Annotated in this window: 14 protein-coding genes; all 14 read left to right on the top strand. The window is 60.2% G+C overall.

The window, feature by feature from the left end; translation table 11 throughout:
• Positions 1 to 212 precede the first annotated feature (212 nt).
• The 14 genes from cysD to AC0NID_RS31325 all read left to right on the top strand — a co-directional run bounded on the left by cysD (position 213) and on the right by AC0NID_RS31325 (position 12,017).
• Positions 213 to 1,118 carry a sulfate adenylyltransferase subunit CysD gene (gene cysD, locus AC0NID_RS31390; protein ID WP_473454117.1) on the top strand — a complete coding sequence of 302 codons (906 nt, stop codon included), beginning with the start codon at positions 213 to 215 and terminating at the stop codon, positions 1,116 to 1,118.
• 2 nt (positions 1,119 to 1,120) lie between these two features.
• Positions 1,121 to 3,058 carry a sulfate adenylyltransferase subunit CysN gene (gene cysN, locus AC0NID_RS31385; RefSeq protein ID WP_473454116.1) on the top strand — a complete coding sequence of 646 codons (1,938 nt, stop codon included), beginning with the start codon at positions 1,121 to 1,123 and terminating at the stop codon, positions 3,056 to 3,058.
• Between the two features lie 10 nt (positions 3,059 to 3,068).
• Entirely contained in the window at positions 3,069 to 3,857 is a 789-nt protein-coding gene (gene cysQ, locus AC0NID_RS31380) for a 3'(2'),5'-bisphosphate nucleotidase CysQ (protein ID WP_473454385.1), read from the top strand.
• Between the two features lie 321 nt (positions 3,858 to 4,178).
• Positions 4,179 to 5,636, top strand: coding sequence for a sigma-54 dependent transcriptional regulator (locus tag AC0NID_RS31375; protein ID WP_473454115.1), 1,458 nt, complete (start codon positions 4,179 to 4,181; stop codon positions 5,634 to 5,636).
• Positions 5,637 to 5,770: 134 nt separating this feature from the next.
• Positions 5,771 to 6,013 (top strand): hypothetical protein, encoded by a 243-nt coding sequence (locus tag AC0NID_RS31370; RefSeq protein ID WP_473454114.1) that lies wholly within the window; start codon positions 5,771 to 5,773, stop codon positions 6,011 to 6,013.
• Between the two features lie 230 nt (positions 6,014 to 6,243).
• Positions 6,244 to 7,206, top strand: coding sequence for an NADH-quinone oxidoreductase subunit B family protein (locus AC0NID_RS31365; protein ID WP_473454113.1), 963 nt, complete (start codon positions 6,244 to 6,246; stop codon positions 7,204 to 7,206).
• Positions 7,207 to 7,254: 48 nt separating this feature from the next.
• Positions 7,255 to 8,853, top strand: a complete 1,599-nt coding sequence (locus AC0NID_RS31360; RefSeq protein ID WP_473454112.1) for a nickel-dependent hydrogenase large subunit — start codon at positions 7,255 to 7,257, stop codon at positions 8,851 to 8,853.
• A gap of 93 nt (positions 8,854 to 8,946) precedes the next feature.
• Positions 8,947 to 9,261 carry a hypothetical protein gene (locus AC0NID_RS31355; protein WP_095774158.1) on the top strand — a complete coding sequence of 105 codons (315 nt, stop codon included), beginning with the start codon at positions 8,947 to 8,949 and terminating at the stop codon, positions 9,259 to 9,261.
• Between the two features lie 42 nt (positions 9,262 to 9,303).
• Positions 9,304 to 9,621, top strand: coding sequence for a hypothetical protein (locus AC0NID_RS31350; protein WP_473454111.1), 318 nt, complete (start codon positions 9,304 to 9,306; stop codon positions 9,619 to 9,621).
• Positions 9,622 to 9,631: 10 nt separating this feature from the next.
• Positions 9,632 to 10,108 carry a hydrogenase maturation protease gene (locus tag AC0NID_RS31345; RefSeq protein WP_473454110.1) on the top strand — a complete coding sequence of 159 codons (477 nt, stop codon included), beginning with the start codon at positions 9,632 to 9,634 and terminating at the stop codon, positions 10,106 to 10,108.
• Positions 10,105 to 10,422: a hypothetical protein gene (locus AC0NID_RS31340; protein ID WP_473454109.1), complete on the top strand. Its 318-nt coding sequence runs from the start codon at positions 10,105 to 10,107 to the stop codon at positions 10,420 to 10,422. The genes AC0NID_RS31345 and AC0NID_RS31340 overlap by 4 nt, the downstream gene beginning before the upstream one ends.
• A 102-nt stretch (positions 10,423 to 10,524) precedes the next feature.
• The gene (locus AC0NID_RS31335; protein ID WP_473454108.1) at positions 10,525 to 11,547 is read left to right on the top strand and encodes a hypothetical protein; all 1,023 of its coding nucleotides are present in this window, start codon (positions 10,525 to 10,527) and stop codon (positions 11,545 to 11,547) included.
• A 23-nt stretch (positions 11,548 to 11,570) separates the two neighbouring features.
• On the top strand, positions 11,571 to 11,783 hold the full coding sequence (locus AC0NID_RS31330) for a hypothetical protein (protein ID WP_473454107.1): 213 nt from the start codon (positions 11,571 to 11,573) through the stop codon (positions 11,781 to 11,783).
• Positions 11,784 to 11,792: 9 nt separating this feature from the next.
• Positions 11,793 to 12,017, top strand: a complete 225-nt coding sequence (locus AC0NID_RS31325) for a hypothetical protein (RefSeq protein ID WP_473454106.1) — start codon at positions 11,793 to 11,795, stop codon at positions 12,015 to 12,017.
• Position 12,018 lies beyond the last annotated feature (1 nt).

Here is a 12,018-nt window from a genome sequence, read left to right as displayed (position 1 = left end):
GAATTTCCGGGTTCTGCCTCTTGCGTGGAAAATTCATTCCCGAACCACTCTGGGGCAGGCCTGTCTTGCATTGTTATAAACAAGGGCGATCTGCTAGAACGCCTAAACGAAAATAAGATTGTCCAGACGTGAAGCTTGAGCCGGGCGGCTGAAAATTGCGCCTGATGCATCGATCCAAGATCTGGATGGCACGAAGAGAACGCTCACAGTCCATGAACATCGCGCTTACGCACCTTCAGCGGCTCGAAGCCGAATCCATCCATATTTTTCGCGAGGTTGCGGCGACCTTCGCCAAGCCGGTGATGCTCTATTCTGTCGGCAAGGATTCTTCCGTGCTGATGCATCTCGCGATGAAGGCGTTTTATCCGGCCAAGCCGCCCTTTCCCTTTCTCCACGTCGACACCACTTGGAAATTTCGCGAGATGATCGCCTTTCGCGATCAGATGGCACAAAAGCTCGGTTTCGATCTCCTGGTCCATGTCAACGAGGATGGTGTGCGGGACAACATCAATCCGTTCGATCATGGCTCGAACACCCACACGCATGTGATGAAGACCGTGGCGCTGCGGCAGGCGCTCGACAAATACGGCTTCGACGCTGCCTTCGGCGGGGCACGGCGTGACGAGGAGAAGTCGCGTGCCAAGGAGCGGATCTTCTCCTTCCGCAACGCCCAACACACCTGGGATCCGAAGAACCAGCGGCCGGAGATGTGGAAGATTTTCAACACCCGCATCGCGACCGGTGAATCGATCCGGGTCTTTCCGTTGTCGAACTGGACCGAACTCGATATCTGGCAGTACATTCTCCAGGAAGACATCCCGATCGTGCCGCTCTATTTCGCCAAGGAACGACCGGTCGTCGAACGCGACGGCATGCTCATTCTCAGGGATGACGACCGCATGGAACTACGCGCGGGCGAGACGGTGGAGAACCGGCTGGTGCGCTTCAGAACCCTTGGCTGCTATCCGCTGACCGGCGCGATCGAATCCGACGCCGACACGCTGGAGGCCATTGTCGGCGAAATGCTCACGGCGCGCACCTCCGAACGGCAGGGCCGCCTGATCGACCGTGATGAGGCCGGTTCGATGGAAAAGAAGAAGCGCGAAGGGTACTTTTGAGCATGCGCCACATCATGGCCAAGAGCCTCGCCTCCACCGACGGCATTCGTGACTATCTGGCGGTGCAGGAACAAAAGTCGCTGCTGCGCTTCCTGACTTGCGGCTCCGTGGACGATGGTAAGTCGACGCTGATTGGACGCCTGCTTTCGGATACCAAGCAGATTTTCGAGGATCAGCTTGCCGCGCTCGAGCGGGATTCGCGCAAGCACGGGACGACGGGCGACGATGTCGATTTCGCGCTGCTGGTCGATGGCCTCGAGGCCGAGCGCGAGCAGGGCATCACCATCGATGTCGCTTATCGCTTTTTCGCCACGCCGAAACGCAAATTCATCGTTGCCGACACACCTGGTCACGAACAATACACGCGCAACATGGCAACCGGCGCGTCGACCGCCGATCTGGCCATCGTGCTGATCGACGCCCGGCAGGGCGTGCTGCGCCAGACAAGGCGCCACTCGATCATCGCCTCGCTGCTGGGCATCCGGCACATCGTGCTCGCCGTCAACAAGATCGATCTCGTCGGCTTCGACAAGGCCGTGTTCGAACGGATCATCGAGGACTATCGGCAATTCTCGCACAAGCTCGGCTTCGAGACGATCGTGCCCATCCCGATGTCCGCCCGTTATGGCGACAATGTTACCCGCCGCTCGGATAAGACCGAATGGTACTCCGGCCCGACGCTGATCGAACATCTGGAAACCGTGTCGGTCGATGAAGCCGTTGTCGAACTGCCGTTCCGTTTTCCGGTGCAGTATGTAAACCGCCCCAATCTCGACTTTCGCGGTTTTGCCGGCACGATTGCGTCTGGTTCTATCTCACCAGGTGACGAGGTCGTTGTCGCCAAATCCGGTAAGTCTTCTCATGTCCGGCGTATCGTCTCGCATGGCGGCGACCTGAGCCAAGCGGTCGCCGGTCAGGCCATCACCCTTGTTCTCGACGATGAGGTCGAGGTCTCGCGCGGCAACATGCTGGTGTCGCCATCAGCGCGCCCGCAGGTCGCCGACCAGTTCGCCGCCAACATCGTCTGGTTCAATGAGCATGCGCTGCTGCCGGGCCGTTCCTACATCCTGCGCACCGAGACCGATCAGACCAGCGCCACCGTCACCGACTTGAAATACCGCGTCAACGTCAACGACTTCGCCCATGAAGCCGCCAAGTCGCTCGAAATGAACGAGGTCGGCATTTGCAACATCTCGACGCGGGCGCCGATCGCCTTCGATACTTTCGCCGAGAACCGCACGACCGGCGCCTTCATCCTGATCGACCGCATCACCAACGCCACTGTCGGCGCCGGCATGATCCTGCATTCGCTGCGCCGTGCTGAGAACATCCACTGGCAATCGCTCGATGTCGGCAAGCACGGCCGCGCCGATATGAAGAGCCAGCGCCCCGCGGTGTTCTGGTTCACCGGCCTTTCGGGCTCCGGCAAATCGACCATCGCCAACCTTTTCGAGAAGAAGCTGTTCGCCACCGGCCGCCATACCTACATCCTCGACGGCGACAATGTCCGCCACGGCCTCAATCGCGATCTTGGCTTCACCGACGCCGATCGCGTTGAAAATATTCGGCGGGTGGCCGAAGTGGCGCGCCTGATGGCCGATGCCGGGCTGATCGTCATCGTTTCCTTCATTTCGCCGTTCAGCGCCGAGCGGCGCATGGCCAGGGAATTGATGGCCGACGGCGAATTCGTCGAGGTGTTCGTCGACACGCCCTTTGAGGAATGCGCCAGACGCGACCCGAAAGGCCTTTATGCGCGGGCGTTGAGTGGCGAAATCAAGAATTTCACCGGCGTCGATTCACCATATGAAGCCCCTGAGAAACCCGAAATCCATCTCAAGACACTCGGCAAATCTGCCGAGGAGATGGTAGAGGCTCTGGAACTCTGGCTGGATGAGCGCGACATTGCCGAAAACCAATACGACAGCGGCGGCGGAATCTGACGACGAACTGATGCTCGGCGTGTTCCAGCGCCTTGCCTTGGCGGCGGGCCGCGAGGTGATGCGTGTTTTCGAAGCCGGCTGCGCCGTCGATCAGAAATCAGACAGTTCGCCAGTAACCGAGGCCGATCGCGAGAGCGAAAGGATCATCCTCGCTGGACTGCGTGCCGCGTTCCCCGACATCCCCTGCGTGGCTGAGGAAGAGACAGCGGCCGGCATTCTGCCGCCCGACCTCGACGACGCCTTCTTCCTGGTGGATCCGCTCGACGGCACCAAGGAATTCGTCAACCGCAGGACCGACTTCACCGTCAACATCGCGCTCGTTCGCCATGGCGTGCCGGAGATCGGTGTTGTCTTCGCGCCATGCACCGGTCGCTTCTTTTCCGGCCGGCCGGGCAGGGCGGAAGCAATTGAAGTCAATGGCGACTACCAGATCATCGGCCGGCGGCCGATTTCGGCGAGGGCCGGTGTGGCGCCACTGACCATCGTTGCCAGCCGATCCCACAATACGCCCGAGACCGAAGCCTATATCCGCACGGTCGGCGCAGCCGAAATCGTCTCGGTCGGCTCGTCGCTGAAATTCTGTCTTGTCGCCGCCGCCGAGGCCGACGTCTACCCGCGCTTCGGCCGCACCATGGAATGGGACACCGCGGCAGGTGACGCGGTGCTGCGCGCTGCCGGCGGCATGACGCGCACGCTCGACGGCCAGCCGCTAGCCTACGGCAAGCGCAACCAGAGCGATGACGAGGACTTCGCCAATCCGCATTTCATCGCCAGCGGCAAAGTGGCCAGGCCAACCTGACGATTATAGCGTCGCTAGCCCAGCAGGGGGAGCCGCGGACGCTCCTCAAAGCTACGGCAGCAGGATCGCTGCGCGGGTCGTCTGCCATGCCTCGGGCCGGCGGGGCGTTCCGCGACAGCCTAGTAAACTAGGCCCGGCTCGGCGCAGAAGCGAAGGTCTGCTGATGGATCGCCTCGATCCGTTCTGCTTTGCTGTCTCTCACGCGGCGAATGTGCGTCGGCGCCTAACCCGGCCGTGTTTGGCAGGAGCAGCAACCGTTCAGGCAATTGAAGCCGTCGCCCCCTTTTGCTAACAAGGTGAGCAAAATGGAAACCAACTTATATGGATGAACCGGGCACCGTCGTCATCGTATCGCGGCAGGGCAGCGACTGGGCAAGGCCCCTCCATGTCTTGGCTGAGCGCTACGCGTACCGGGTCGTCCTGGCCCACTCCTTTTCCGAAGCCTTGACGGCGATGGCCACAATTCACGTAGATCTCGCTATTGCGGAGGATCATGAGGGTGAAGATGCTGGTCTCACGTTCCTCACCAGTCTTCGGGTGTCTCATCCCGACATCATTCGCCTATATGTGACCTCGAAGTCGGACTGCATCTCGGAAATGGCGTTGTCACAGGCGGCGATATACCAGTTTTTGCTGAAGCCGGTTGATGCTTCGCAATTGGGCCTGGTCGTCGAAAGGGCGCTGGAAACCCGCGAACTGGCACGCCGTCATCGTATCCTGTCGCGAGAGTTCAAGATCTCGGGCGACGGACTGATCTTCGGTGAGCGGAAGAATGCCGTCTTCAGAACGGAAAGCCAGCGTTTCGAAAAGCTCGTCTATGTCAGTGAGAAGATGGCTGAATTGTGCGAACTGGCGAGGCAAGCGGCCAAGACCGAGCTGCCGATCCTCATCGAAGGCGAGACGGGCACAGGCAAGGAACTGCTTGCCAGGGCGATCCACTACAACTCAACGCGCCGTGCAAGTCCTCTTCTCGTCCAGAACTGTGGAGGCGTGCCAGACGAATTGCTGCAGTCGGAATTGTTTGGACACAAGCGTGGATCCTTTACCGGGGCTATCTCGGATCGGCTGGGTCTGTTTCGCGCAGCCGACGGCGGGACGGTTTTCCTGGATGAGATTTCCGAAGTGTCGCCGTCCTTTCAGGTGAGCCTGCTGCGATTTCTCCAGGAGGGCGAGGTCAAGCCACTTGGGTCGGACAGGGTCACACACTGTGACGTCCGCATCATCGTGGCATCCAACCGGCGCCTGAAAAATCTGGTCGCACGCGGCGAGTTCCGGCAGGATCTCTATTTCCGGCTGAAGGGCTTCGAGTTCGAAGTCCCTGCGCTGAGAGAACGTCCCGAAGACATCGGACCCCTGGCGGAGTTTTTTGCGGCAAAACATGCCGATGCAATTGGCCGGAAGATCCTGGGAATCACGGCGAACGCCATTGAAAAGCTTTCAGGCGGGGAATTTCCGGGAAATGTCCGGGAATTGGAAAATGAAATCCGCCGCATGGTGGCTCTGGCCAAGGATGGTGAGTATCTGACGACCCGCAACATGTCAGCGACGCTGCTGACTGCCACGCCCCGGCGCAGTTCGGAAGCGGTTGCCTTTCTGCCGGAGGGAGTGACGTTGAAGGATCAAGTGGAAAGCCTCGAGAAGCAGATCGTGAGCAGGGCGCTTGCTCGCAATCACTGGAATCAGAGCCGCACGGCAAACGAACTTGGGCTGTCGCGGGTTGGCCTGGCAAACAAGATCAAACGCTACAGCTTGAACGAACCCGGCCAGCAACACCGATGAAGGCTTGGCTGGCTTGGCACGATGGCGCTGGATGCTCGCACGAGCCTCGAGCATGTGGCTGTTCAAACGAGGTGACAATTCGATCATCCGCGCCATATGACAAATTTCCGAGGGTGGAATTTTAGGAGCGCGCCATGAGCGAAGCCGACGTCCCCACTTCCCCGCCGCAGCCAGACATAATTCCTTTTCCGCAATCACGGGTTCTGCCTTCAAGCCGTCACAAGCCGATCAAATATCTGGGGCTGGGGGCAATGGCCAGGACGATCGGCGCGCCTGAACAGCAGGCGACGGGCCATTGGTGCAGTCGCTGCCAGGGGATCTGGTATGGCTATCTGCTTGAAGTCACGTGTCCTGCCTGCGGCAATCGTCACGGATAGCAAAGAGTCCGTGACGCCCTGGGGTTCATCCACAACCTAGTTTCCACCAGCAAAGTTAGTTTGCACCCTGGCACCGGGGCCGAAAGCGCGGCCAGGTCGCCGTGAGGCACGCTAACGGATTGGAATCCAACAACTTCCTCATACTCCTGCCCGGCTGGCACGGCGCTTGCCTCACCGTAATTGGAGGCGCTGCATACAGCATTGCTTCGTTACAGGCTGTGGAGGAGAGAATGGCCAATCTTTTGTGGCTCCAAGGCGGAGCATGCTCCGGCAACACGATGTCGTTTCTCAATGCCGAGGAACCGAGCGCGTGCGATCTGGTTACCGACTTCGGTATTAATGTGCTGTGGCATCCCTCGCTCGGGCTCGAACTCGGCGAGAACCTGCAAAAGATGCTGAAGGCGCTTACCTCAGGCGCGCTGGCGCTCGACATCTTCGTGTTCGAGGGCACCGTCGTAAACGCCCCCAACGGGACCGGCGAATGGAACCGCTTCGCTGGGCGTCCCATGCGCGACTGGGTAAGCGATCTGTGCAAAGTCGCCAACTTTGTCGTCGCGGTTGGCGACTGCGCGACGTGGGGCGGCATCCCCGCGACGGCGCCAAACCCGTCCGAAAGCGAAGGCCTGCAATTCCTCAAGCGGGGCCATGGCGGCTTCCTGGGCAAGGATTTCAAATCCAAGGCCGGCCTGCCAGTGATCAACATTCCGGGGTGTCCGGCACACCCGGACTGGATCACGCAAATCGTGGTCGCGGTGGCTACCGGCCGCGGCGGAGATCTCACGCTGGACGAGTTCCAGCGTCCGAAGACCTTTTTTACCTCCTTCACGCAGACGGGGTGCACCCGCAACATGCATTTCGCCTACAAGGTATCTGCGACCGAGTTTGGTCAGCGCAAAGGGTGCCTGTTCTACGACCTCGGCTGCCGCGGGCCGATGACGCATTCGCCCTGCAACCGGATTCTGTGGAATCGGCAATCGTCCAAGACGCGAGCGGGGATGCCGTGCATGGGCTGCACCGAGCCCGAATTCCCTTTCTTCGATCTGGCTCCGGGAACCGTATTCAAGACGCAGACCGTCATGGGTGTCCCAAAGGACATGCCGACCGGGGTCGACAAGACCGGTTACATCAAGCTGACGGCCGCAGCCAAGGCGGCTTCGCCGCGCTGGGCCGAGGAAGACATCTTCGTCGTCTGAAGTCACCGATTGCCAGAAATCTAATTTTTCAGGGAGGTCCGGAAGACCATGTCAGCCGCAGTTCAATCACTCGATATTTCTCCTGTTGGCCGCGTCGAGGGCGATCTCGACGTGCGCGTCGACATCCAAAATGGCGTCGTCGTCAATGCCTGGACGCAAGCCGAACTGTTTCGCGGGTTCGAGATTATCTTGCGGGACAAGGATCCGCAGGCGGGGCTGGTCGTCACGCCGCGCGCTTGCGGCATCTGCGGCGCTTCGCACCTGACCTGCGCGGCCTGGGCGCTCGATACGGCCTGGAAAGCCGAGGTCCCCCGCAACGCCATCCTTGCGCGCAATCTCGGGCAGATCGTCGAAAGCCTGCAGAGTTTGCCAAGACACCACTACGGCCTGTTCATGATCGACTACACCCACAAGAACTATTCGCATTCGAAATACTATGAGGAAGCGGTCAAGCGTTGGTCGCCATTCACCGGCACCAACTATGAGCTTGGCGTGACAATCTCTGGCCGGCCCGTCGAGATCTATGCCCTGCTCGGGGGCCAGTGGCCGCATTCGAGCTACATGGTGCCTGGCGGTGTGATGTGTGCGCCCACGCTTACTGACGTAACCCGGGCCTGGTCTATCCTCGAGCATTTCCGCCGCAACTGGATGGAGCCGGTCTGGCTCGGCTGCTCCTTCGAAAGGTACGAGCAAATTCGCTCCTATGACGACTTCATGGCATGGCTCGACGAGCGCCCGGAACACGCGAACTCGGACCTGGGCATGTTTTGGCGAATGAGCATGGACGTCGGTGTCGACAAATATGGCAAAGGTCATGGAAAGTACGTTTCGTGGGGCTACCTGCCGCATGAGGACAAGTACAATCGGCCGACGATCGAAAACCGCAACGCCTCCCTGCTGATGAAAAGCGGCGTCTACGATGGCGCGGCCGATACCCACAAGCTGATGGACCAGGTCCACACAAGAGAAGACGTTTTGCACGCCTGGTATGACGAGCCGAGCGGAAAGCATCCGTTCGACCGCTCGACAAAGGCCGTCGGCAAGAATCCCGTCGAATACGAAAATCGGTATTCATGGTCGACCGCAGTGCGCCATGACGACAACGGTCGGCTCGAGGCCGGACCTCTGGCCCGCCAGTTGATCGCAGGTGGCACCCATGGAGAAAGCTGGCAGCATCACGACCCGCTCGTTCTTGACATGTACAAGAAGCTCGGCGGGGCCAGTGTCATGCTGCGTCACTTCGCCCGGATGCATGAGGGGGTCAAGCTCTATCGGCAGGCCGAGCATGCGCTGCGCGAGTTTCGCCTCAATGACCCATGGTACGTCAAGCCGACAGAAAAGGACGGTCGCGGCTGGGGAGCCACCGAAGCCATCCGCGGTGCGCTTTGTCATTGGATCGAGGTGCAAAACGGCAAGATCAAGAACTACCAGATCATCGCGCCGACGACTTGGAATGTCGGCCCAAGATCGGACGGTGGCGAGCTTGGCCCGATCGAGCAGGCGCTGATCGGCACGCCGATCGCGGATCCAAGCGATCCCGTCGAGGTCGGCCATGTCTGCCGCTCGTATGATTCGTGTCTTGTCTGTACCGTGCACGCCCATGATGCCAGCACCGGGACAGAACTCGCACGCTTTCGTACGGCTTGATCCGACGCAACGCGTCGAGCGCCCTCAGCCTCGATCGTCCGGCCGCGCGCCGGGCGATCGTATCCGCTGCACACGAACCCGGGAGCGCAGGCAATGAATAGCGAGCAACAGCATGCTCTGCTGCGCAAAATGGCCCAATTGATGCAAAGCGGGCTAAAGACGCAGACCGAACCTTTTCCCGAAACGGAAAGGGAGTTTGCCGCGATACTGACCGAACTGCGTCAGCTGAAGGCCGACGACATCGAGGGCAAGATGGTAATCAGCGGCTTCGTCGACCAGCCCTATGGTCCCGACAAGCAGCGCTGCATGGAATGCATGTATTACCTGGTCCACCGCGAATGGTGCGACCTGCCGGAATTGGCAGTGCCGGTCGATGCCGATTGGTGGTGTAGGCTTTGGCGCATCTAGGCCCCTGAAGCGGTCTAGCAGGCCGCGCGGAAGGAGGAACCGGTGGCGAACGCAATTAACGAGAGCGTGGCGGGCCAAATCCGCTCTTTGCTTGCCGGCGGCCTGAAAACGGAAGTTTTTCCACGCGCCGACAGCCAGGACAGCGCGGCCGAGATCCTTGGCCGTTTGCGCCTGGCTGGCGGGGACATGGCGGCCAGACTGGTGATCGCGGGCTTCACCCTCAAGCCAGTGGAGCACGACGGCATCGAGCAAGCCTGCGAGACTTGCATGTACTATCTGGTCCACCGGCGCTTCTGCGAACTCCCGCAACTTGCCGTTCCGGTTGAACCGCAGTGGTCCTGCCGGCTCTGGCGCATATGAGTGCAAGGCAATGATCATCGTCATAGGCTGCGGAAATCTGAACCGGCAGGACGATGGGGTGGGTGTAGAGGTCATACGCGCATTGCGGCAGCGCAATCTCGAAGGACCGGATGTCAGATTGCTTGACGCCGGGACGGACGGCATGTCGGTCATGTTTGCCGCGCGCGGTTGCACCTGCTTGATCGTGGTCGACGCGTCAAAAACCGGGGTGACAGCAGGCGCCATTCACGAGGTGCCTGGCGCCGTGCTTGAACGTCCCTATGTCGCCGGCCTCAACCTTCATGATTTCCGCTGGGACGCGGCCCTTTATGCCGGACGGCAGATTTTCCGAGAAGAGTTTCCGAACGACGTGACAGTCTTTTTGATTGAGGCCGCTGAACTCGGCTTCGGCATTGGGCTGTCGGACGATGTCTCTGCGTCGGCTGAGCAGGTTTCACGGCGCGTCGAGGTGCTCATCAGCGAAAGGCTGGCGAGGGAGCCCCGATGAGCGTGCCCCCCGCCAGTGTGCAGATCCGCCGCGGCGGGCTCTACCTTTCTGCGGCAACATGCGACCGATACTTCGCGGGCCTGGAGAGCGTCATCCTGCTGCGGCGCAACGACGACCTGGTAATCCTGCCTGTTCGTCACGCTGCTTCTGGCGGCTATCTGCTGAAGCGTCGTAACGGGGCAGGGGACCGCTTGGTCTTTGCGCCGGATTTCTTCCGCGAGCATGGAATCGACGACGACGAATCGACTCGCGAATTCTTCGCCCACTGGGAGCTGGAGCAGGCCGCGCTGGTGGCAAAGGACATGTTTTTGTAAACTAAGTTATCAGTTGGCAATTTAAGTAGACAGCTTCGGAAAACTAAGCTAGCGTTTTGCCAAGAAAATAAGCTGCGCCAAAGCAGCCGCGGAGGAACTCAGTTGCAAAGCACTCGCGCCGAGGATGAGGTGCGCGCAGCAATAGCTGCGGCAGAAGACGAATCGGCGAGCCCCGCCGAGCGTGCCGAGATGCTCATGGAGATCGCCATGGGCCTCCAGCAGCGCCCCAAGAACGCTGAGCAGATCCTGGCGGCAGTTGACCTTTACGATCGGGCGCTCAGGGTCTGCCCGCAGGACGAACGCCTGCTTGCGGCTCGTATCTTCGCCCGCAAGGGCACGGCTCTTCTGATCCTCCCCGACGAAGGAACGGCAGCGTTGCAACAAGCCCGCGCCGCCTTCGAGGCGGCCATGCCATGCCTGGTCGACTTCGGTCGGCCAGAAGAACTGGCAGAGGCAGAGATGAACCTCGGTCTCGCCATCCAGAATCTTGCCGGGCAGCACAAGGCGCGCATCACCGACGCCATCTCGGCTTATCAACGGGCCCTGCGCACGTTCGACAAGGCACGCTTCCCAAAGGAATTCGCCATCCTTCAGAACAATCTGGCGACAGCGTTTCTCTCCATTCCGTTCACCGATGCCAGATCCAAAATGCGCGAGGCGCTCGCTGTGCAGGCATTCGAAGAAGGATTGAAGATCGTCAATCTGATCGATCATCCTGCGGAGTACGCCATGTTGCAGAACAACCTCGGCAATGCTTTGCAATACGCGTCCTCGAGCCACACGATCGAGAACAACCTGCGCGCTCTCGATGCCTATGACGAGGCTCTGAAGGTTCGCGTGCGAGCCACGATGCCGCTCGAATACGCCAACACGGTCTCCAACAAGGCGAATTGTCTCTGGAACCTCCCCGATGACCCGGAACGGCCGCAGGACGGCAACCGCGCCAATGTGCTCGCCGCTCGGGAATATTATCGCGAGAGCCGCGAGATCTTTAGCGCCGGCGGGCAGGCCGAGAAGGCCCGCACCGTCGCTGAAGCCCTGGAGCAGATCGAGCGTGAACTGCTCTCGGCCTCGCCTGGCGATCGCGATGAACAGGGTGGCGGGGAACACCGACAACTCAACTGAACCGAACATAAGGAGGCTTTGACGTGGCAGGAGTTGAACTGACGGCAGCTGGCGCGGTGCTTGCGCTAATCATCGGACTGGTCTGCTCCGGCATCGGCGGAGCGATCGGCGGTATCGCCATTGGCGGCAAGTCGCTGGGCAACGAACTCGCCGCCATGATGGGCGGTTTTTACGGACCGGTCGCCGGTGTGCCGGGACTAATCGTCGGACTGATAATTCTGGCGCTGATCGGCTGAGGGGCAATCATGTTGGAAATGGCAAAAAGTTCGATCACCCTCTTCTTTCGGGGAAGGCTTTTCTCCGAACCCGGCAAAGTCTATCGCCAGACAGCGATAGGGGCGACGATAACCGCCGTGCTGCTCATTGTCCTTGCCAAGGCCGGCCTGCCACTGGCACCCGCAGCTGCGCTCGCCTGCCTGATCGGCGGTGCCTTGCAACCGTACCTGTTCAAGAACCTCAAGTACCGTTGAT

It is taken from the genome of Mesorhizobium sp. WSM4821, assembly GCF_055901555.1.
The sequence above is the reverse complement of the archived record's forward strand: the minus strand, read 5'-3'. Positions and strand labels throughout refer to the sequence as shown.

What these genes read in the sequence shown, in the direction of transcription:
- AC0NID_RS31365 (WP_473454113.1), top strand. Translation starts at nt 6,244, where the DNA reads ATGGCCAATCTTTTGTGGCTCCAAGGCGGAGCATGCTCCGGCAACACG.
- AC0NID_RS31340 (WP_473454109.1), top strand. Translation starts at nt 10,105, where the DNA reads ATGAGCGTGCCCCCCGCCAGTGTGCAGATCCGCCGCGGCGGGCTCTAC.
- AC0NID_RS31355 (WP_095774158.1), top strand. Translation starts at nt 8,947, where the DNA reads ATGAATAGCGAGCAACAGCATGCTCTGCTGCGCAAAATGGCCCAATTG.
- AC0NID_RS31325 (WP_473454106.1), top strand. Translation starts at nt 11,793, where the DNA reads ATGTTGGAAATGGCAAAAAGTTCGATCACCCTCTTCTTTCGGGGAAGG.
- cysN (WP_473454116.1), top strand. Translation starts at nt 1,121, where the DNA reads ATGCGCCACATCATGGCCAAGAGCCTCGCCTCCACCGACGGCATTCGT.
- AC0NID_RS31370 (WP_473454114.1), top strand. Translation starts at nt 5,771, where the DNA reads ATGAGCGAAGCCGACGTCCCCACTTCCCCGCCGCAGCCAGACATAATT.
- AC0NID_RS31360 (WP_473454112.1), top strand. Translation starts at nt 7,255, where the DNA reads ATGTCAGCCGCAGTTCAATCACTCGATATTTCTCCTGTTGGCCGCGTC.
- cysQ (WP_473454385.1), top strand. Translation starts at nt 3,069, where the DNA reads ATGCTCGGCGTGTTCCAGCGCCTTGCCTTGGCGGCGGGCCGCGAGGTG.
- AC0NID_RS31345 (WP_473454110.1), top strand. Translation starts at nt 9,632, where the DNA reads ATGATCATCGTCATAGGCTGCGGAAATCTGAACCGGCAGGACGATGGG.
- cysD (WP_473454117.1), top strand. Translation starts at nt 213, where the DNA reads ATGAACATCGCGCTTACGCACCTTCAGCGGCTCGAAGCCGAATCCATC.
- AC0NID_RS31375 (WP_473454115.1), top strand. Translation starts at nt 4,179, where the DNA reads ATGGATGAACCGGGCACCGTCGTCATCGTATCGCGGCAGGGCAGCGAC.